The organism is Paraburkholderia pallida, assembly GCF_004524855.1.
Taxonomy (GTDB): Bacteria; Pseudomonadota; Gammaproteobacteria; order Burkholderiales; family Burkholderiaceae; genus Paraburkholderia; species Paraburkholderia oxyphila.
In genome coordinates, this window is the sequence record NZ_CP038149.1 from 1,139,384 (window position 1) to 1,160,090 (window position 20,707).

The 20,707-nt window shown below is 66.1% G+C and carries 14 protein-coding genes; 7 read left to right on the forward strand and 7 right to left on the reverse strand.

The features are described 5' to 3' along the window. Window positions 1-33: 33 nt before the first annotated feature. The gene (locus tag E1956_RS20335) at window positions 34-618 is read right to left on the reverse strand and encodes a helix-turn-helix domain-containing protein (protein ID WP_134754652.1); all 585 of its coding nucleotides are present in this window, start codon (window positions 616-618) and stop codon (window positions 34-36) included. A 52-nt stretch (window positions 619-670) separates the two neighbouring features. After that, window positions 671-2,602, reverse strand: a complete 1,932-nt coding sequence (locus E1956_RS20340) for a PAS domain-containing protein (RefSeq protein WP_232071748.1) — start codon at window positions 2,600-2,602, stop codon at window positions 671-673. Window positions 2,603-2,699: 97 nt separating this feature from the next. On the opposite strand from E1956_RS20340, the gene E1956_RS20345 reads away from it, so the two are divergent. After that, window positions 2,700-4,484 (forward strand): histidine kinase, encoded by a 1,785-nt coding sequence (locus E1956_RS20345; RefSeq protein WP_134752349.1) that lies wholly within the window; start codon window positions 2,700-2,702, stop codon window positions 4,482-4,484. A 60-nt stretch (window positions 4,485-4,544) separates the two neighbouring features. On the opposite strand, the gene narL is transcribed toward E1956_RS20345, so the two are convergent. From narL to E1956_RS20370, 5 genes are all read right to left on the reverse strand, one after another. Continuing rightward, a complete protein-coding gene (gene narL, locus E1956_RS20350) occupies window positions 4,545-5,204 on the reverse strand; it encodes a two-component system response regulator NarL (RefSeq protein ID WP_134752351.1) in 660 nt (219 codons plus the stop codon). A gap of 923 nt (window positions 5,205-6,127) precedes the next feature. Beyond that, window positions 6,128-6,730 carry a dimethylamine monooxygenase subunit DmmA family protein gene (locus E1956_RS20355; RefSeq protein ID WP_232071750.1) on the reverse strand — a complete coding sequence of 201 codons (603 nt, stop codon included), beginning with the start codon at window positions 6,728-6,730 and terminating at the stop codon, window positions 6,128-6,130. Between the two features lie 26 nt (window positions 6,731-6,756). Next, window positions 6,757-8,433, reverse strand: a complete 1,677-nt coding sequence (locus E1956_RS20360; protein WP_134752353.1) for an APC family permease — start codon at window positions 8,431-8,433, stop codon at window positions 6,757-6,759. 149 nt (window positions 8,434-8,582) lie between these two features. Next, window positions 8,583-9,686: a heme-dependent oxidative N-demethylase family protein gene (locus E1956_RS20365; RefSeq protein WP_134752355.1), complete on the reverse strand. Its 1,104-nt coding sequence runs from the start codon at window positions 9,684-9,686 to the stop codon at window positions 8,583-8,585. Window positions 9,687-9,709: 23 nt separating this feature from the next. Beyond that, the gene (locus E1956_RS20370) at window positions 9,710-10,666 is read right to left on the reverse strand and encodes a PDR/VanB family oxidoreductase (RefSeq protein WP_134752357.1); all 957 of its coding nucleotides are present in this window, start codon (window positions 10,664-10,666) and stop codon (window positions 9,710-9,712) included. A 508-nt stretch (window positions 10,667-11,174) separates the two neighbouring features. Between E1956_RS20370 and E1956_RS20375 the strand changes: the two genes are divergently transcribed. The 6 genes from E1956_RS20375 to E1956_RS20400 all read left to right on the forward strand — a co-directional run bounded on the left by E1956_RS20375 (window position 11,175) and on the right by E1956_RS20400 (window position 20,533). Next, on the forward strand, window positions 11,175-12,287 hold the full coding sequence (locus tag E1956_RS20375) for an aminomethyl transferase family protein (RefSeq protein WP_134752359.1): 1,113 nt from the start codon (window positions 11,175-11,177) through the stop codon (window positions 12,285-12,287). A 77-nt stretch (window positions 12,288-12,364) separates the two neighbouring features. After that, window positions 12,365-14,557: an oxidoreductase gene (locus E1956_RS20380; protein WP_134752361.1), complete on the forward strand. Its 2,193-nt coding sequence runs from the start codon at window positions 12,365-12,367 to the stop codon at window positions 14,555-14,557. Between the two features lie 220 nt (window positions 14,558-14,777). Beyond that, entirely contained in the window at window positions 14,778-16,979 is a 2,202-nt protein-coding gene (locus E1956_RS20385; RefSeq protein WP_134752363.1) for a heterodisulfide reductase-related iron-sulfur binding cluster, read from the forward strand. Window positions 16,980-17,052: 73 nt separating this feature from the next. Next, the gene (locus tag E1956_RS20390) at window positions 17,053-18,780 is read left to right on the forward strand and encodes a hypothetical protein (RefSeq protein ID WP_232071752.1); all 1,728 of its coding nucleotides are present in this window, start codon (window positions 17,053-17,055) and stop codon (window positions 18,778-18,780) included. Next, entirely contained in the window at window positions 18,777-19,577 is an 801-nt protein-coding gene (locus tag E1956_RS20395; protein ID WP_134752365.1) for an electron transfer flavoprotein subunit beta/FixA family protein, read from the forward strand. The genes E1956_RS20390 and E1956_RS20395 overlap by 4 nt, the downstream gene beginning before the upstream one ends. Then, entirely contained in the window at window positions 19,574-20,533 is a 960-nt protein-coding gene (locus E1956_RS20400; RefSeq protein ID WP_134752367.1) for an electron transfer flavoprotein subunit alpha/FixB family protein, read from the forward strand. The genes E1956_RS20395 and E1956_RS20400 overlap by 4 nt, the downstream gene beginning before the upstream one ends. The last annotated feature ends 174 nt before the right edge of the window (window positions 20,534-20,707 follow it).

Here is a 20,707-nt window from a genome sequence, read left to right on the forward strand (position 1 = left end):
GCATCGATTCCTCGTGCGTGCGTGTGCTTGTGCTCAGTAATCCGAACCGCTTGCATGCCCATACATGATGACCGTGATAAAGCGGATCGGCAGCTTGATCAGGCGCTCCGGTCCATGCGGCACCGAGCCGCGAAACGTGAATGCGTCGCCGGGCTGGAGCAGGTAGCTGCGATTGCCGTGCCGGTACTCCATCTTGCCCTGCAGCATGTAGATGAACTCCGTGCCCGGATGCTCGAAGGTCGGGAAGATCTCGGACTCGTCGTCCATCGTGATGAGGAACGGCTCGAACAGCTTGGCCGGCCCCTGGTCGTAGGCGAGCAGATGATAGGTGTGGCCCTTGGTCGTGCCGCGCCGGACCACCTCCATGCCCTTGCCTGCCTTGACGTGCTGCGCGGTGCCTTCCTGGCCTTCGAAATTGCGGAACAGCGTGGACATCGAGATGCCGAGCGCGCGTGCGATGCTCACCATCGACTCGAGGCTGGTCGACACCTGGCCGTTCTCGATCTTCGACACCATGCTGCGCGAGAGCCCGCTCTGCTCCGCGAGCTCGGCGATCGTGAGCCCCTGATTCGTGCGGTTCTCGCGCACGACCTTGCCGATGAAATGCTCGATCGACATCGAGGCATCGGAAGCCTCCGCCGCGGCCGGCAGCGCTTCTTCTTCGTCCCGCTCAACCCGCTTCGTCATCTGCCTGTTCCTGTTGATCCAATGTGCCTGGGGTGCCTGGCGTGCGGCCCTTGCCCGTGGCTTCGGCCGCCGCGAGCGCGGTGTCGATCATGTCGAGCGCGCTCGGGAACTCGCTCTGCGCGAGCGACCAGCCCACGTGCGCCGTGACACGGAATTCATGCCCCTCGACGCGCAGCGGACGGCCCACCATCGTGCGCAGGCTCTCGGCGACGATCTCGACCGCTGCCGTGCTGTTCTCAGGCCCCAGCGCAGCCACTCGCGCCGCATCCTCGCACCAGCCGAGCGCCGCCGTCGAGAAGTCGGTAAGCATGATCGCAAAATCTTGCTTGTCGAGCAATGTTGCGCCATTCAGGTCGCTCTCGATCGCCTGCAAGCGCTGGCCCAGTTGCACCAGTACGCGGTCCGCATACTCCGGGCCGAAACGTGCGCTCACCTCGTCGAAGTCGATCACGCGCACCGCGAACACCGCGCACGGCTGGGCGTTGCGGCGCGCGAACGCCAGCGCGAAGCTCAGCCGGTCCATGAACATGGCGGAATTGGCGAGGCCCGTCGAGCGCTCGAACACGAACCTGCGCCGCGCGCTTTCCTCGGCGAGCTGGCGCCGCGTTACTTCGATGATGAAGCCTTCGAGACCGAGCAGCTCATTGCGCGCGGTGAAGATGCCGCGCCCCTGGTCCCAGACCCATTTGGTCTGGCCCGAGCGGTCGATGATGCGGTACGTCAGCTCGTAAGGCTCGCCCACCGCCACGCGCGCCTGAATTTCATTCCAGACCAGCTCGCGGTCCTCGGGATGAATGAGCGACACGAACTTCGTCACCGATTCGTCAATCAGTTCGCTCGCTTCATAGCCGGTCAATTCGAAACAGCCCTCGCTCACGAACTCCATCGACCAGAGGCGGTTATTTTGTCCGCGATAGATCATCGCGCGCACGTTCGAGAGCAGCATGCGCAGGCTGCGGCGGCTCGCGCGCAGCGCCTCCTCGTTGCGCCGGCTGCTCGACACGTCGAGCGCGAGGCCGACCGCGCCGACCAGGTGCCCTTCCTGGTCCGCCACGGCATGACAGCGCAATTCGACATGGAACATGGTTTCGTCGGCGCGAATCATGCGCACGACCGTGATCAGCTCGCTGATATGGCCGTCGAGCAGCGTCGTGAGCCGTGCGGTCAGCGTCGGGCGGTCTTCGGGATGCACGAAGCCGGCGAGCGGCGGAAAATCGCCGCCGCCGCCGACGATGCGCAGCATACTGCGCCACGCGGGATTCACGAAGATCAGATTCTGCTCGCGGTCGATGCGAAACAGCGCTTGCGGCAGTTGCGCGACCACGTCCTGGCAGTGCTGCTGGATCTGCGCTTCGCTGCGCTGCGCCTCGGCGCTCGCGTACGGCGCGGGAAACTGCAGCAGCGTCAGCCGCGAGCCCCGGCCGCGCAGCACGGTGACGGGATGGCGCCTGAACGTGCCGTCGCCGTAAGCGAGGCGCAGCGAGCCGGAGGTGCGCTCGGCCTCGCCGCCGGCTTGCGCGAGCAGCTTCGTGAGCTCCAGCAGCGACTGCGGATGCACGAGATTGCCGAACGGCATGCCGACGATCTCGTCGACATGGTGCTCCCAGCGCGCATGTTTGAGGAATGCGCCGTTGACGAACACCAGCGCGTCGTTGTCGAGCAGCACGGCGGGCGTGGAGAGATTTTCCGCGAAGGCGGTGAGCTCGGGCGCCGCGGAGCTGCGCATGCCGCGCCGCACCGCCCGCTTCGCGCCGAACGTGAAAGCGAGTCCGAGCAGCCCGCTTGCGAGCGCGAGCGCGAAGGCAATGGCGATATAGAGCAGCACGTCGACGCCCTGGCCCGGACCGAGCCTTGGCAGCACCAGCCCCACGACAAGCACCAGCAGCGTGGTGGAAAACAGATACACTGTCATCATGCGTTGCCCTCGCGAATCCGCAATCCGGGCGCAGCAGCTACGTGCAGTGACGTTGCAGTAAGCGCCCCTCAGTACCTTCTTCGCTACTTGTCTCCAGATGAATGCCGCTGACCGCGCCTGGTTGCGCCGTTACCCGCTCTATGCGAAAACCTGCATCGTCCTCGCGTGCCTTGTCGCGCTCATCGCGCTGCTGTTCGTCTGCACGCGCGTGCAACTGGACAACAAGGGCCTCTATGAGCAGGCCGCCGTCACGCTCGGCGACGCCGCCAGGCTGCACCGCATCGCCGCGAGCATCGCGGCGGCCTCGCCCGATGCCGCCGCCAGGCTGAACGCCCATGCCACCGAGCTCATCCACAACGATACTTTGTTGGCGCACTGGCGGCAACGTGATGCGCCCACGCCGCTCATCGCCGCGCAACTGCAGACGCTCGACAGCGAGCGCGCGGCACCGGACATGCTCGATGCGCTGCGAGTCGAAATCGGTCGTCAGGGCGACGCGCTCGAAGCCGTCATCACGCTGCTCGAAGCCTGCACGGCCGCGCTGCTGTTCGCGGGCATCTTCGCGCTCGCATGGGGCGCGCGGCGCGCGCTCGTGTTGCGCCCGGCGCTGCCCTTGCACCTGCTGAGCCAGGTCGGTCTCGAGGTGCCCGCGGGTCGCGACGAAATCGACCGCCTGATCAAGGTGCTCAATGGCCTCGTGGCGCGGCTGCGCAGCGAGCAGGACGAATCGGCCCGGCTCAAGCGTATCGTCGAAGACCATATTGCGTTCGCTGACCAGTCGCTCGACCTGCTGCATTATATCTGCGCCCAGCTCGCCGAAGACGCGCCCACAGGCGGCACGCTCGAAGCGCTGCTGCAACGGCTGGTCGGCATCCTGCGCGTGCAGCGCATCGCGCTCGTGCTCTCGGAGCCTTCGGCTCAGCTGCTTGGCGTCGACGCGATCGTGGCGCCCGCCGACCTCGCGCCGCACGTCGTGCGCGAGCGCGTCGTGAACGAGCTGATGTCGCTCTCGGGCGTGCGCTCGCTGCCGCACGGCCAGTCCGATGAACTGCTGACGATCATCGCGGCACCCGTGCGCGTGCCTTCCGGCACGTATGGCGTGCTGATCGGCGAAGGCGACGCCGATATGCGCTGCGAGCAGCGCCATGTGCATCTGCTGGAGACGATCGCGAGCGTGCTCGCGCAGGCCATCTCCAACCTGAGCCGCGACGTGCGCGACCGGCGCATGACGCTGCTGGAAGAGCGCAACGCGATCGCGCGTGAGCTCCACGATTCGCTCGCGCAATCGCTCTCGTACATGAAAATCCAGCTCGCGCGGCTGCAGGCCGTGCTGCCCGAAGAGCTCTCGCAGAGCGATGCCGGCCAGATCGCGCGGGCGATCCGCGAAGGGATCGACAGCGCGTACCGCCAACTGCGCGAGTTGCTGACCACCTTCCGCACCTCGGTGCACGCACGCGGACTCGCGGCGACACTCGAGGAAGTCGCCGAAGAGCTCTCCTCGCGCAGCGAGGTGCAGATCTCAGTCGACAACCGCATCCGCCGCGTGCGCCTCACGGTCAACGAAGAGCTGCATATCGGGCAGATCGTGCGCGAGGCGCTCACCAACGTCGTGCGCCACGCGCGCGCGTCGAGCGCGCTCGTGACGCTCGCGTCCAACGAGCGCGAAGTCACAGTCACGATCGAGGACGATGGGCGCGGCATCGCCACGGAATCGGGCGGCGAACATCACTACGGGCTCTCGATCATGCGCGAGCGCTCGCGCAGCCTTGGCGGGCGGCTCGAGATCCGGGCGAACGAACCGGGCTCGCGCATCGTGGTGACCTTCGTGCCGGCCTCTTTCGCGCAGCAAACGCGCATTGGAACGGGGAGCGCCCCGCGCTAGCGCGTTCATATGGCGCGTGGCCGCGACGGCGCCGAACGGGGATGCGCGCGAGGCCTCTGCTCAGGCGCTCGAGGCGAGGCGTCGCCCGACGTGCTCGCGGTGCCATACGACTGCCTCGAGGCGCGAATGCAGATCGAGCTTGTGCAACAGATGCTTGACGTGCACCTTGACCGTGCCGACGCTGATGTCGAGCTTGCGCGCGATTGCCTTGTTGCAGAGCCCTTCGACGAGGTAGTCGAGCACTTCCTGCTCGCGTGCCGAGAGCAGCGTCTCGCTCGCGCAGAAGGACTGGCTGCCCGAGAGCGCCTGAACCAGATTGCCGGTCGCGGCCTCGCTGAGCACGGCGGTGCCTTTCAGCACCTTCTGCAGATTCGCGCAGAGTTCCTCGGGCTCCATGTCCTTGAGCAGATAGCCGTGTGCGCCGGCCCGCAGTGCAGCTACGATATCCCGTTCGCTGTCGGAAACGGTCAGCATGACGAGGCGCGCCTTGATGCCCCGCTCGCGCAGTAGGGCGATGGTTTCCACGCCGCTCATCTCCGGCATGTTCAGGTCGATCAGCATCACGTCGGGGTCGAGTTTGAGGGCCATCTCCATGCCCTCCTGGCCTGAGCTTGCTTCGCCCACTACGCTAAAGGCTGGGTTCATCTGGATGAGTTGCGCCACGCCGCGGCGGAATAGTGCGTGGTCGTCGACGAGAAGAACAGTGGTGAGAGATTCCATGCCAAATTCTCCTGCTTGATGGGGCAAGGCTAGACGCCTTTAAGTATGGCGGGTCCTTGCCGGGCGGCAATCTACAAGAGGGGATTCTACTTTGGAGGTAGCTGGGGAAATCGGCGGGCGATATAAATGTGCCTTTTGGCCGTTGGCCTGAACTTGTATTCGCGGCGGGCCGCAGGCGTTGCCCCTGTGCGGGGCGGCACCTACTTTTCTTTGCAGCCGCAAAGAAAAGTAGGCAAAAGAAAGCGGCTCACACCGCCAGTGTGACGCTGTCCACCACTGCCCTGTATATCGGAGCGGCTCCGGGGCATCCGTCTCCTCGCACACTCCGCGTTAGTGACAAAGGGCTCATTCTTCCCGCCACGCGCTTCGCGCGGGCGGAAGGGTCTGCAAGGAAAACCAGGCGGGCGGGCCGGCGAATGCGCTGGGGGTGCCACCCGGTAAGTGCGCGAAGGCGCTGACCGGTAAATGCGTTGGCGCGTTGATTGACAAATGCTCTGGAATGCTGATTGGCAAATGCACGAGAATACTGATTGGTAAATGCGCGGGAGTGCTGATTGGTCAATGCACGGGCGTTCTGGCTGGCGAATGCGTGGGCGAGCCGTCGATTGAATACGCTGGAGTCCTACGAAAATGCCCGTGCACCCACTGTTTTTGGTTATACCCCACGGCGCGCGCAGCGCCGCCGGATGGATGAGCCCTTAGTCACTCCGGGTGACGTCGAGTGACGACAGACGCCCCGGAGCCACTCCGATATACAGGGCAGTGGTGAACTGCGTCACACTGGCGGTTTGAGCGGCTTTCTTTTGCCTACTTTTCTTTGCCGCGGCAAAGAAAAGTAGGTGCCGCCCCGCACAGGGGCGACGCTTGCGGCCCGCCGCGAAAACAAGTTAAGGCCAATGCCACAAGGCCTGTCACAAGGCCTATCAACCCCATGCCTGCTCAGCAACTGGAAGCTCCCCAGGCACTTCAGCATCGGCCTGCACGCCCATAAACGCAGCCAGCCGCCTCGAAAAGTGATCGCGCACGAACAGCTTCCTGCCACAGCCCGTACACGGCGTCACATTGGTCGTGACACCTTCGCTCATGGAGCGACAGTGAATGCAATACACACGCCGCTGAAGGCTCCCGCTATGCTCCACCTTCACCGCCTCAGCCGCAACACCGCCCCGCTCGGCAACCTGCCTCACCGACCAGATAAACGGCTCGGTCCCGAGCGCATAAACCCGAATGCCCACGCGCGCGCCGCGCAGCGCCTCACCGAGCGCGCCAAGCATCTCGCCCTCGCCATCAAAGTGCCGCGCTACGGCGTGAGGCAATACGCAAACGCCGCCCGCGCCCGCATGCGCCAGGTCCTCATCCACGGACCAGACCTCGACCGGCACGCTGCCCAGCGTGCCCAACACCTTCAACACGCGATCACAATCGGCCTCGGTGGCGCCCGAGGTGAGGAACCAGTGCTGCGTGCCCTGCGGGTCGGCCTGAATCGGCACGTACTCCGGGCGGCTCTTGTTAAGCGAGGTCATCATCTGGGCGCCCTCCGTTGGCATGGCTATCAGTAGATCCCGAGACTATGGGTGACCACGACCACCGCTACCCCGGCCGCAATGGTCAAGTAAGGCAATATGCCGGCGCGCTTCGCGACTTTGCCGTTGCTGAGCAGCTCCATGTCCTCTTTCATCGTGTCGGGGAAATGCCCCTTGTCAGTCACGTAGTGGCGGAACAGGAACACCGGCAGGATCAGCGCGGCAAAGCACAGGCCCGAAACCAGCGTGCCCTTGCCCCAGGTGTCCGCGCCCATGCCCATCAGCGCGAGATTGACGAACGAGAACAGCGTGCCCAGCACGAGCAGCCAGTTGGGCGCGCGGAACGGCCGGTTCCAGTCGGGGCGGTCGAGGCGGTGAATCCACGCGGAATTCAGGTTCAGGAAGTTGAAGATGATGTAGCCGACGTTGGACATGGCAAGCACGAACACATAGTCCGACATCAAGAGCAGGATCAGGTTGAAGCACAGGTCGGTCCACATCGCGCGGGTGGGCGCGCCGTGCTCGTTCACGTGCGAGAGGTACTTCGGCAGCCATCCGTCCACCGAGGCCTGATACAGCGTGCGCGACGAGCCCGCCATCGAGGTCATGATCGCAAGCACGAGTGCAAGCACCAGCATCACGACCAGCACGCGCTCGACCAGCAGGCCACCGTGGATCATGGGCGCCATCGCCTTGGCCACGCCCGAGCCGCTGTAGATGTCCGGCGAGAGCATGCCGCTATAGACCGCCGGCGTCACCACGTTGCCAGCCGCGTCCTTCACGTCGGGCGAGACCATATGGCCGAGGCCGAGCACACCCTGGAACGAGAGCGGCACCACGGTGAACACGAAGATGCAGAGGAGGCCTGAATACAGGATGGCCTTGAACGTGTCGACCTTCGGGTCGCGGAACTCACGCGTGTAGCAGACGGCTGTCTCGAACCCGTAGGTCGACCAGGCGGCCACGAAGAGCCCCCCCGCCATCAGCGTGACCGCCGCGCGGTCCCAGGTGCCGTCGATGATCTGCCCTGCGCTGTCCTTTGCGAACGGCACCAGCGGAAACAGGTTGTGCAACGGTACTTCGCCGGTAAAGAGCGGCACCGTGCCGACGAGAATCAGCGGAATCAGCGCGGCCACACCAAGGATGGTCTGGATGCGCGCGGCGTTCAGGATGCCGCGGTGCTGGATCGCAAAGGTGACGAGCAGAATGGCGGCGCCAAGTATGAACGTTGCGTTGATACGCAAGCTCAGGCCGGTGCGCAGCCAGTCCAGACTCACCAGCGTGATCTGCCAGGTGTTGATGGCGGAGTCCGCGGGAAAGAGGACTGAGAGCACGTAGCCCGCCGCGAGCCCCGAGCCGATCGCGAGCACCGGTGACCACGCGAACCAGTTGCACCAGACCGAGAGCGGCGCGAACAGCTTCGAGTAGCGCACCCACGCGATTGCGCCGTAGACCGACGCACCGCCCGACTTGTGCGGAAAGAGCCCCGCGATCTCCGCGTACGAGAACGACTGGATGAAGCCGAGGCCGATCGAGATGATCCAGACGGCCCACGAGAGCTTGCCGACGGTGGCCGCGATCGAGCCGATCGAGAACAGCACCAGCGCCGGCACTCCGCTGGCCACCCAGAATGCGCCGGTCCAACTGATTTTTCGCTGTAACGAACCCTCCGGTTCGACAACGACATCTTCGGTAATCGTATTCATAGATCTCTTCCTTTCTCTGATGAGGGACCGCTGGGTGGCGGCCGGAATACGGAACTCAGGAGATGCGACCGCCGCCACGCCGCGCACCGTAGACCGGCGCCGCCTGAAGCGCGGCGCCGGACACGGCACGCGGCGTGACCACGAAGAACTCAGGACCCGGCGAAACTCGGCCGTGCTTGGGACTCGTCGAGCGGCGGGCTCAGACGGTCGACCTCGGCCTGCGTGCCGGGCGTGGTCGGCGCGCCGTCGTCGAACTGCGCGAGCCATTGGCACGCCGTCTCGCGATAGCGCACCAGCCCCTTGTATTCGGCAAGCTCGGGCGGCAGCGTGCTCAGCACGCGATGCAGGCGCTTGCCCCATTTCGGCACGCGCGCGAGCTCGTCGAGGCCGATCAGATAGCAGCGCACGCCGAACAGGATCGCGTTGCTGCGCGGCAGCCTGAACAGCGTCTGCAGCTCGACGCGCAAATGCAGCTTGCCGCCGACGTTCTCCGGCGTGATGCTCGCGCGGTCCGGGCCCCACTCGGGGTAGTGCTCAGGCGAGGTGTCGAGGCGCGGATTGACGGTCATCGTCCAGTTCAGGCGCCGCACCGGCGCGCCCGATTGCAGGCGCAACAGGAATTTCAGCGCGCGCTCGAAGATGCCGGCCTGATGCGCGAGCGGCACGGGACCGTGCCACTCCATGAAGCTCATGCCGAGGTCGAAGTCGAGCGACCAGTCCGCCTGGGTCGTCACCATGCCCCCGTCCATGAACAGGTTGTCGTCGCGATGATCGAGCAGGACGTAGTCGCCCTGCGCCTGGCGCGTGATGTACTCGAACGGCGGGCACGGCAGCGTGTCGGCGTCGCCGAACACGAACGATTGTGTGAGCCCGAGCGGGCGGTTGGTCCAGTGCCAGCGTGTGCCGTCGCGCTCGAGCTGGAAATACTCGGGGTAATCGTGCGCGAGGCTTTCCATGATCAGCTCGAGCGTGTCCCACTGGGCGGCATCCATGTGGTCCAGCACCTGGCAGCGCAATGGGTCGTGTTCGAGTGTCAGCGCGCGGTCGCGGCATTCGGCGATGTAGTGCTCGTCGATATCGAACGCGGCCCGCAACACCGTCCCGGGCGCGCCGCTCGTGTGCGGCTCGATATTGACCGAATACATGTAGCGGTCTTCCGGGAACGGAAACGGAAAACGCAGGATGGCTTCTTCGCTGTTGCGATACGTGTAGACGTCGCGAAACGACTCGTCAGGCTTGAAGGCGATGGACATGGCGTTGGGCTTCCTCGTATTCGTCAGATGTTCAGCACGAGACGCTCGCTGCGCGCACGCGACACGCAAGGCAGCACGTTGCAGTTCGTCGCGCGCTCAGCGGCGCTCTGGAAGAAGTCGCGATGCTCGGGCTCGCCTTCCAGCACTTCGAGCGAGCAGGTGCCGCACGCGCCGCCCCGGCACATGTACGGCGCGTCGATGCCCGCCGCTTCCAGTGCTTCGAGCAGGCTCTGGTCGGCGCCTACCGCTACCTCGCAGCCGCTCTTCGCGAGCACGGCGACAAACGGCTCGCCGTGCGACGCGCCGCCGAAGCTCTCCTGGTGAAAATGGCTCTCGGGCCAGCCGCGTGCGCGTGCCGCCTGGGCGAGCCCTTCCATCAAGCCGAGCGGACCGCAAGTATAGAGATGCGTGCCGGGCGGTTGCGCCGCCAGCAGTTCGCCAAAGCGCGGTTCGACATCTTGCAGGTCGGTGTAGATGGCCACGCCGCCCACGATGCGCTCGGCGATCAGGGCCTCCAGCGCCTCGGCGTCCTCGGGGCGGCAGCACAGATGCATCTCCACGCGCGCGCCGCTCGCGGCCAGCTCCGGCAGCATCGAGAGGAACGGCGTGATGCCGATGCCGCCCGCAACGATCACATGCTTGGTCGCCAGGCGCGCGAGCGGAAAAAAGTTCGACGGCATCGAAATTTCGAGCTCGCTGCCCTCGTGCACCTGCGAGTGCATGAACGCCGAGCCGCCGCGCGAGGCCGGTACGCGGCGCACCATGATCTGATACGCGTCGCGCGCGCCCGCCGCCTTCGTCAGCGAGTAGGCATTGCGCCAGGTGCGCGCCTCCCCTCGCATGGTCACGACAACATGGCTGCCTGCGGAATACGCCGGCAAAGAGCCGCCTTGCGCCGGCACGAGCGTGAAGCGCCGGATATCGGCCGTGATGCTCTCCACACGTTCGACGCGTACTGGTATCGCCTTGGGTCCGTTCATGCCCATTGATCCTCACGTCAGGTGAGCGCGCAGCCGGTGAGAGCCTCATGAAAGACCGAACGAAATCACGCCGATCTCCCAGTCGAGACCCCGAACCGGACATGCGCATTCGTGGCTGCGAATCTGTACGAACAGAATCGGCGAGCAAAAAAGGGAGAGCAATGATTCATTGGGGGTAGCCCCTCTGCTACGCCCAGGGGGGTGCATTTTGGCGCTCGCCATGCAGCGCAATGTCCATCTGGCGGGCATGCGAGGCTTTTCAAGGTATATGCACGCTTACGCGCAAGCCCGTGTTGCGGCGCATTTGAAAGGTTCGCGCAGCGGGCCGAAGTAGCGCGCCTACCCACTCGGAGGTAGCGCCACGGGGCGATTGTGACGCCGATTTTAACGACTCAGACTGATTGCCATCCAGCGACTATCCAGCGGCCCTCGTCATGGCCTACCGGCCCAGCTTCGTCGGCCTTTATTCATGTGAGTCACGCAAGGCTCTCAACCTCGGGAAAACGCTATGACAAGGCAATCAATTCTGAATATCCGCCATCGCGAACTGGGCTCAAAGCTGGACGGCGATATGTGGAACGACATGCCGCTGCCCTGGTACTACAACAGCGACCCGAACGACGAAGTCGTCGCCGTGCGCTCGACTGCAGGCCTCTACGATATCAGCGCGCTGAACATCCTTCGCGTGAGCGGCCCCGATGCCTGCGCCGTGATCGACAGCATCTGCGCCATCGACGTCACGAAGTTGAAGCCCGGCACCGCGCGCCTCGCCGCGGAAGTCGATGAGCGCGGCGTCGTGTGCGACGACCTCATGGTGATCTGCGACGCGCCGAATCAATACCGCATCTCGCACGGCGGCGGCACGACCCAGGACCATCTGCGCCGCGCCGCGCAAGGCCGCGACGTGCAATGGCAGCAGGACTTCGACGTGCACATGCTCTCGCTGCAAGGCCCGCGCGCCGCGGCCATCCTGCAGCCCCATATCGGCATCGATCTCGCGAAGCTGCCGTATTTCGCCCACGTCGAAACCCAGCTGTTCGACCGCAAGATCATCATCTCGCGCGGCGGCTATTCCGGCGAGCAGGGCTTCGAAGTCTCGTGCAGCGCGAACGACGCCATTGCGCTGTGGGACGCCATTCTCGAGGCAGGCAAGCCGCTCGGCATCGTGCCGGCCTCGTGGACCTCGCTCGAGCTCGCGCGCATCGAAGCCGCCCTGCTCTTCTACCCCTTCGACATGCCCGAGGGCGACGTCACGCCGTGGGAGCTGAACCTCGACTGGATGATCGACGTCGAGAAGCCCGGCGACTACATCGGCAAGGCGGCGCTGCTCAATGCGCGCGGCAAGGAGCGCTTCAAGCAGGCCGGCGTGCTCGTGAAGCACGACGGCCCGGTAGCGGCCGGCGCGAAGATCTTCATCGGCAAGGAGCAGGTGGGCGTCGTCACGAGCGCGACGTTCAGCCGGTATCTGATGCAGTCGCTCGCGATGGTCCACCTGAAGCCCTCGCATACGGCGCTCGGCACCAAGGTCGAGATTCGCGACGCCTCGGGCACCTTCTCGGGCACCGTCACCCGCACGCCCTTTTACGACCCGCAACGCGTGCGCACCCGCGTGGCGGCCTGAGTTTCGACTCGACCTCGCCCCACCCTCGACTCACGTAGCCCAACAAGCAGACCAAACACATCAGGAGATACGTCCCCATGTCCCGCGATCCCCGCTATGACGTGCTGTTCGAGCCCATCCAGATCGGCCCGAAGACGTTGCGCAACCGCTTTTATCAAGTCCCGCACTGCATTGGCGCGGGCAGCAACCTGCCCGGCTTCCAGGCCGCGCACCGCTCGATGAAGGCCGAAGGCGGCTGGGCGGCGATGAACACCGAATATTGCTCGATCCATCCCGAGTCAGACGACACGCACCGCCTCTCGGCACGCATCTGGGACGAAGGCGACGTGCGCAACCTGCGCGCGATGACCGAGGAAGTCCACAAGTACGGCGCGCTCGCCGGCATCGAAATGTGGTACGGCGGCGCGCACGCGCCCTGCATGGAAAGCCGCGCCACGCCGCGCGGGCCGAGCCAGTACGCTTCGGAGTTCGAAACGCTCACGTACTGCAAGGAGATGGATCTCGACGACATCCGCGACGTCCAGCAGTACTACGTCGAGGGCGCGCTGCGCGCACGCGACGCCGGCTTCGATATCGTCTACGTCTACGGCGCGCACTCGTATCTGCCACTGCAGTTCCTCTCGCCCTACTACAACAAGCGCACCGACGGCTACGGCGGCTCGCTCGAAAACCGCGCGCGCTTCTGGCTCGAGACGCTCGAGAAAGTGCGCCGCGCCGTGGGCAGCGACTGCGCCATCGCCACGCGCTTCGCCGTGGACTCGCTCTATGGCGCCGGCGGCGTCGAAGTCGAGAAGGACGGCATGAAGTTCGTCGAAATGGCCGATTCGCTCGTCGACCTGTGGGACGTGGACGTGGGCGACATCGCCGAGTGGGGCGAGGACGCCGGCCCGTCGCGCTTCTATCTGCAGGGCCATCAGGTCCCGTGGACCAAGTTCATCAAGCAGGTCTCGAAGAAGCCGGTGCTCGGCGTGGGCCGCTTCACCGATCCGGAGAAGATGACCGAGATCGTCACGAAGGGCTATGCCGACATCATCGGCGCGGCACGTCCCTCGATCGCCGATCCGTTCCTGCCGAAGAAGATCGAGGAAGGCCGCGTCGACGACGTGCGCGTGTGCATCGGCTGCAACGTCTGCATCTCGCGCTGGGAAATCGGCGGCCCGCCGATGATCTGCACGCAGAACGCCACGGCCGGCGAAGAGTATCGCCGCGGCTGGCACCCGGAGAAGTTCGAGGAATGCAAGTCGAACGACTCGGTGCTCGTGGTGGGCGCGGGCCCGTCGGGCTCGGAATGCGCACGCGTGCTGATGCAGCGCGGCTACACGGTCCACCTCGTGGACAGCGCGGAGAAGATCGGCGGCCATCTGAACAGCGTCGTCACGCTGCCGGGCCTCGGCGAATGGGGCTACCACCGCGACTATCGCGAGACGCAGATCACGAAGCTGCTGAAGAAGAACAAGCAGAGCCAGCTCGCACTCGGCGTGAAGCCGCTCACTGCCGACGACGTGCTCGACTACGGCGCGGAAAAAGTGGTGATCGCCACGGGCTCGCATTGGGTCGGCGACGGCACCAACTGCCTCACGCACGATCCGATCCCCGGCGCCGATGCTTCGCAGCCCGATCAATTGACGCCCGAGCAGGTGCTCGGCGGCAAGAAGCCGATTGGCAAGCGCGTCGTGATTCTCAACGCGGATACCTACTTCATGGCGCCGAGCCTCGCCGAGAAGCTCGCGGCGGCCGGCCACGAAGTCACGATCGTGAGCGGCGTGCATCTGGCGAACTACATGCACTTCACGCTCGAGTATCCGAACATGATGCGCCGGCTCCATGAGCTGCACGTGACCGAGCTGGGTGACCACTTCGCGAGCCGCATCGAGAAGGGCCGCATCGAGATCTACAACATCTGGGGCGATGGCTCGAAGCGCACCTACCGGGGCGCGGGCCAACTGCCGCGCGACGCGAACAAGACCCACCGCTGGCTCGAGTTCGACTCGCTCGTGCTCGTCACGGGCCGCCGCTCGAACGACACGCTCTACCGCGAGATCAAGGCGAAGCAGGACCAGTGGGAGAGCAAGGGCATCAAGGGGGTATACCTGATCGGCGACGCCGAAGCACCGCGCCTGATCGCCGATGCGACCTTCACGGGCCACCGCGTCGCGCGCGAGATCGAGGAAGCGAACCCGCAGTTCCCGCTGCCGTACAAGCGCGAAGTGGCGGTCTGGGGCACGCCGCACCTGCCCGAAGGCAATTACCAGATCGTCTACAAGAAGTAAAAAGGCGGCGCGCGCCCGGCGCTCTGCGTGGGACCGCAGTCAGTGCTCAAGCACTCACTGCGGACCGACATCAGGCCGGGACGCGCCCCGCCGCCGTGGCGCCCGCATCGCCGGGCACCACGGCGCAGTGGTCTCGTCAGGCGCGCTCGACGGCCTGGCACGGGCGTGCTTTGCCTGAAAAAAGCACACCCCTTTCCCCCATTCAATCAACGGACGAGCCATGCAGACCCCAGCGACTTTCGACCCCGCGACCGTCACGCGCATCCTGTTCGAAGGCTTCCCGTCGTTTGCGATCGCGCTGTTCTATCTCATCGGCCTCACTGCCGTCGGCGTATTCGCGTGGGGTGTCTACGTCCAGATCCGCAAATACCGGCGCGGGCAGCCCTTGTCGAAGTCGTTCGGCAAGATCGATCTGCAGGCGCGCTTCAAGGACATGGTGCGCGTGGTGCTGAGCCACCGCACCGTCGCGCGCCGCGACCCCGCCGCGGGCCGCGCGCACCGGATGATTTTCTACGGCTTCGCGGTGCTGTTTCTCGGCACCGCCACCGTCACCGTCGACTACGACATCACGGCGCGCTTTCTCGGCTTTCACTTCTGGAACGGCGACTTCTATCTGCTGTTCAAGCTCGTGATGAACGTGGCGGGCGTCTCCATGATCGCCGGGCTCATCTACATGATGGCGCGCCGCGGCTGGATCAAGCCCCCCAAGCTCGACTACAAGCGCCCCGACCGCCAGCCCGGCGACCCCGACTACGACCGCAGCGGCTACCGCCGCGAAGACTGGGCGTTCCTCTGGACGCTCGTGCTGATCGGCATCACCGGCTTCGTGCTGAGCGGGCTGCGCCTCGTCTGGCTGCAGGACCGCGCGGTGGTGTGGGACACGCGCTGGTGGTCGCCGGTGGCCGCCCTGCTCGCCGAGATCTTCAAGGGCGTGGGCGTGAGCGCTTCGGCCGCCTACGTGATGCGCACCGGCCTCTGGTGGTTCCATGGCCTGCTCGCGCTCACCTTCATCGCGCTGATCCCGTACACGAAAGTCAAGCACATCTTCACGGCCTCGGGCTCGCTCATGATGCGCGATCCGCTCGCGGCGCAGCGCCTGCCGCGCATCGAGGCCGCCGAGGTCGTGGAAGGCGCGCCGGCAGGCAGCGAGCGGGTGGGCTACAAGACCATCACCGACTTCACCTGGAAGCACCTGCTCAATCTCGACGCCTGCACGAAGTGCGGCCGCTGCCACGAGGCCTGCCCCGCGAACGCCGTAGGCGCCCCGCTCTCGCCGCGCGATGTGATTCTCTCGCTGCGCGAGTTCGCCAACGAGGCGCTGCAAAAGAACACCTTGCCCGACGAAGTGAAGCTCGACGTGCACGGCAAGGGCATCGGCCAGGTGTTCATGGAAACCGTCTGGTCGTGCCGCACCTGCATGGCCTGCGTCGAGATCTGCCCCGTGGCCGTCGAGCACGTGCCGATCATCGTGCAGATGCGCCGCAAGCTCGTCGAGGACGGCGAGATGGAGCCGCAGGTGCAAAAAACGCTGCAGGCCATCCACAAGAATGGCAATTCGTTCAACGAATCGAAGCGCAAGCGCGCCGCCTGGACCAAGCCGCTGCCCTTCCAGATCAAGGACGCGCGCAAGGAGAGCGTCGATCTGCTGTGGTTCGTCGGCGACTATGCCTCGTTCGATCCGCGCAACCAGCGCGTGACGCAAGCCTTCGCCACGCTGCTGCACAACGCCGAAGTGGATTTCGGCCTGCTCTACGAGGGAGAGTCGAACGCGGGCAACGACGTGCGCCGCGTGGGCGAGGAAGGCCTCTACGAGTTGCTCGCCGAGAACAACATCGCCATGCTCGGGCAGTCGAATTTCCGCCGCATCGTGACGACCGACCCGCACTCGTACAACACGATCCGCAACGAGTACCCCGACTTCGGCGGCAAGTACGAGATCGAGCATTACACGAGCCTCGTCGCGCGCATGCTCACCGAACGTGTATTGAAGGTGAAGCGCAAGCTCGGCTACCGCGTGACCTTCCATGACCCGTGCCACCTCGGCCGCTTCAACAAGGGCTACGACGCGCCCCGCCAGATTCTCGCGGCGCTCGGCTGCGATCTCGTGGAGATGCCCCGCTCGCGCGACAACTCGTTTTGCTGCGGCGCCGGCGGCGGCCGGATCTGGATGAGCGATCCGGTCGGCAAGGAAAAGCCCTCGCAGAACCGCATGCACGAGGCCGCGCGCATCGAAGGGCTGGAAGTGTTCGTCGTCTGCTGCCCCAAGGATCTGACGATGTTCGAGGACGCGCTGAAGACGAGCGGTTACGAAGGCAAGTTCGTCGTGCGCGAGTTGATCGAGCTGATCGCCGAGAGCCTCGCGGAGCCCGCCGACGACGATGCGGGTCCCGCTGGCGACGTGCACGCCATCGCCGCGGCCTGATGCTGCCTGGTGCGGCCCGATGCTGACTGATGTTGCCCGATCGCTACCTGAGCCCCGGCGAGGATTGCCCGAGATGACGCCCAGCACCGCCACCCCGCAAGACCGCGCGCGCGTGATGCACGGAAGGCACGCGAGGCATGGGACGCACGAGATGCAGAAGACTCACGAACCGCACGAAACGCCCGAGTCGCACGAAATGCCCGAGTCGCACGAAACGCCCGAGTTGCACGAGCCGCACAAGGCGCACGAACGGCGCGCCAGGCAGCGGCGTGCACGCACGCCGACGATGCGCCGGCACTGGCGCGAGCTGGTCGAGCTCGCGCTGGCCGCCGACGACATCTACGCGGCCGCCGCGCTCTACCCGCACGCGGACGACGCGGACCGCGAACGGCTAGGCGCGCGGCTCTTTGTGGCGCGGCGCGACTGCCTCGCGCTCGCGGCCTGCACCTTCGCCCACGGCGCGGTGCTTGCCGAGCTCGCGCGGCTCGCGGCGGCGAACCGCGACGAGACGCTGAAGCTGCGCCTCGCGCGAAACCCCGCCACGCCCGGCGACGCGCTCGCGCGTTTCGCCGACACGCACGACGCCCCCGCACCGCGCCTTGCGTGCCTGCTGGCGCGCCACGCGCAAGCCCCGCGCGCGCTGCTCGCCACGCTCGCGGCGCAAAGCGAGGATCTCGACGTGCTGCGTGCGCTGTGCGAGAACGTGGGCGTGCCCTCGGAACTGCTCACGCTCGTCGAGCAGCGCGGCATTGCCGTGCTGCAGCGCCTGCTCGCGATCCATCTCGCGACCGATCCGCAAACGCTGTTGCAGCTCTGGAAGAGCACACGCACGAGCGCGGTGCGCGCCCAGGTGCTGCGCCATCCGTGCTGCCCCGAAACGCTGCTGCACACGCTGCCCTCGTCGCCGGCCGAGCGGCGCAGCCTCGCGCTCCAGGCGCGCGCGCCCGCCACGATCCTCGCACAGCTCGCCCGCGACGAAGACCCCGGCGTGCGCCGCGCCGCGGCGCTCAATGCGAACACGCCCGCCGGCGCCTTGATCGGGCTGTGCTTCGATGCGCAGGCCATCGTGCGGCGCGTGGTGGCCACGCGCCGCGACTTGCCGCTCAAGGTCGTCGAGTGGCTGATCGGCAATGACGATCCGTGGGTGCGCCGCACGCTCGCGCGCAACCCCGCCTGCCCGGCCGAGTGGCTCGAGCGACTCGTCAACGACGCCGAATCCGAAGTGCGCCGCGCGGTGGCGCGCCATCCGGACTGCCCGGCGCGCCTCGTCGCGCAACTGGCCGGCGACCCGGCGCCGTGGGTCCGCGCGGGCGTCGCGATGCGCGCGGACCTGCCGGGCGCGCTGCTGCGCCGCCTCGCCGCCGACGAAGACGTCGACGTGCTCTCCGGCATCGCGCGCCATCCCGCGACCCCGCAGGCACAGCTCGCGCGGCTCGCCGCCCACCCCGTCGCGGACGTGCGCCGCGGCGTGATCCTGAACCGCGAGGCCTCGCGGCGGGTGCTGCTGCAGTTGCGCCACGAGCCCTACCCGCTGCACCGCGTGCTGGTGTTCGAACACCCCAATCTCACGGACGCCGACCGCTGGCGCATGCGTTTCGACCCCGATCGCGAGGCCCGCGCGCGCCTGTTCGGCTATTTCGGGCGCGCGCTCGGCCCGGTCGTGTCCGCCGCTGCCGGCGCGCCGCCGCCCGCTGCCGCTTCCCCCCATCCGCTGGATGACGATGCATTGCAAGACGAGTTACCCGAGCAAGACATGCAACACGATTCGCCCTGTCCGACGAACACGATGGAGTCAAGATGAAAATACTAGTCACAATCAAGCAGGTCGCCTCGCTCGATGAAGACTTCGAGCTGAACGACGACGGCCGCGACGTCAGCGCCGATTTCCACGTCTTCGACCTGAACGAGTGGGACCACTACGCACTGGAAGAAGCGATGCGCCTGAAGGAGGGCGCGAACGGCGACATCGAGATCGTGGTGGCCACGGTCGGCCCCGAAGGCGCCGACGACGAACTGCGCAAGTGCCTCGCGAAAGGCGCGGACCGCGCGATACGGATCTGGAGCGACGAGCTCGAAGACGCCGATCCGGTCGCCATCGCCCGCGTGCTGGCCGCGCTCGCGCGCAAGGAAGCGCCGGACATGATTTTCGCGGGCGTGCAGGCCTCCGATCACGCCTATGGCGTGACGGGCATGGCGCTCGCGGGCCTGATCGACTGGCCGCACGCCGCGGTGGTGGCCGGGCTCGATTACGCACCCGGCGCGAAGACGGCCACCGCGCGCCGCGAACTCGAGGGCGGCTCGTACGCCACCGTCGAGGTGCAGTGCCCCGCCGTGCTGACCATCCAGCTCGGCATCAACACGCCGCGCTACGCCTCGCTGCGCGGCATCAAGCAGGCCGCGCAGCGGCCCATCGAAACGTTCACGCCGGACGAGCTCGGCCTTGCCGCTGGCGAGACCGGCGCGGCGGGATCGCTCTCGCGCATCCGCCGCGTCTATGTGCCGGCCACGGGCCGCGCGCAAATGATCGAGGGCACGCCCGCCGAGCAGGCGGCACGCCTGGCAGGCCTGATCAAGGAATTCAGGGGAGAAACGAAATGAGCGGCATTCTGGTCCTGGTAGAACACCGTCAAGGGCAACTGCGCCCGGTCAGTCTCGAAGTGCTCGGCGCCGCCGTGCAGGCGAAAGCCGCGAGCGGCGAAGCCGTCACGGTTGCCGTGCTGGGCGCGCAGCCCAACGCATGGGTGGAAAGCCTCAAGCTCGCGGGCGTGGACGAAATCGTCACCGTGGAGACGAGCACCGACGCCTTCGACCCCGAAGTTTACGAAACCGTTGCGCGTGCACTGATCGAGGCGCGCAAGCCCTCGCTCGTGCTGCTGCCACACACGATCGACACGCTCGGCTATGCCGCCCCGCTCGCGGCCAAGGGCAACTACGGGTTCACGACCGACGCGTTCGGGCTCGCGCGCGACGGCGCGGACTGGCTCGCGACGCGCTCGGGCTACGGGCAGAAGGTCAACATGGAGATCGAGTTTCCGGGCAAGGAGACCACGATCGTGACGCTGCGCCCCGGCGCCTTCAAGGCGCCCGAAACCGCCGCCAGCCCCGCCGTGAGCACCTTCGCCGCGCCGGCGCTCACGCCGCGCAGCAGGCACCTCGCGTTCGAGGAGCCGGCGGCGAGCGGCGACGTCGACATCCCGGGCGCCGAATTCATCCTCTCGGTTGGCCGGGGCATCGGCGAGGAAACGCACGTCGAGCAATTCCGCGAGCTCGCGGAGACCGTGGGCGCCACGCTCGGCTGCTCGCGCCCGATCGCCGACTCGGGCTGGCTGCCGAAAGCGCATCAGGTGGGGCAGTCCGGCAAGACCGCGGCGGCCTGCAAGATGTACATCGCGATGGGCATCTCGGGCTCGGTGCAGCACATGGCCGGCATGAAGCACGTGGACAACATCATCGCCGTGAACACCGACCCCGAAGCCTCGATCTTCACGATCGCGCGCTACGGCATTGTCGGTGACATCTTCGACATCGCTGAGGAATTGCGCAGTCACTTTTAGGCGTAACAGCGCATTGCGGGGGAAGTGAGAAGTCGTTTGGGCTGGCCTGCCATGAGCCAGCCCGTTTTTTTTCTTACGATTGAATATTGTCCATCGGGTATCCACGCGTAGACTTGAACCTCTAATCAAGAAAAGATCCGGTTGCTGTGCCTGCTGTGCATATGCAATGACGTA

Coding starts and splice junctions, on each gene's coding strand:
- E1956_RS20365 (WP_134752355.1), bottom strand. CDS start 9,686: ATGTCCATCGCCTTCAAGCCTGACGAGTCGTTTCGCGACGTCTACACG.
- E1956_RS20340 (WP_232071748.1), bottom strand. CDS start 2,602: ATGATGACAGTGTATCTGTTTTCCACCACGCTGCTGGTGCTTGTCGTG.
- E1956_RS20335 (WP_134754652.1), bottom strand. CDS start 618: ATGTCGATCGAGCATTTCATCGGCAAGGTCGTGCGCGAGAACCGCACG.
- E1956_RS20400 (WP_134752367.1), top strand. CDS start 19,574: ATGAGCGGCATTCTGGTCCTGGTAGAACACCGTCAAGGGCAACTGCGC.
- E1956_RS20355 (WP_232071750.1), bottom strand. CDS start 6,730: ATGATGACCTCGCTTAACAAGAGCCGCCCGGAGTACGTGCCGATTCAG.
- E1956_RS20370 (WP_134752357.1), bottom strand. CDS start 10,666: ATGAACGGACCCAAGGCGATACCAGTACGCGTCGAACGTGTGGAGAGC.
- narL (WP_134752351.1), bottom strand. CDS start 5,204: ATGGAATCTCTCACCACTGTTCTTCTCGTCGACGACCACGCACTATTC.
- E1956_RS20375 (WP_134752359.1), top strand. CDS start 11,175: ATGACAAGGCAATCAATTCTGAATATCCGCCATCGCGAACTGGGCTCA.
- E1956_RS20360 (WP_134752353.1), bottom strand. CDS start 8,433: ATGAATACGATTACCGAAGATGTCGTTGTCGAACCGGAGGGTTCGTTA.
- E1956_RS20380 (WP_134752361.1), top strand. CDS start 12,365: ATGTCCCGCGATCCCCGCTATGACGTGCTGTTCGAGCCCATCCAGATC.
- E1956_RS20395 (WP_134752365.1), top strand. CDS start 18,777: ATGAAAATACTAGTCACAATCAAGCAGGTCGCCTCGCTCGATGAAGAC.
- E1956_RS20385 (WP_134752363.1), top strand. CDS start 14,778: ATGCAGACCCCAGCGACTTTCGACCCCGCGACCGTCACGCGCATCCTG.
- E1956_RS20390 (WP_232071752.1), top strand. CDS start 17,053: ATGACGCCCAGCACCGCCACCCCGCAAGACCGCGCGCGCGTGATGCAC.
- E1956_RS20345 (WP_134752349.1), top strand. CDS start 2,700: ATGAATGCCGCTGACCGCGCCTGGTTGCGCCGTTACCCGCTCTATGCG.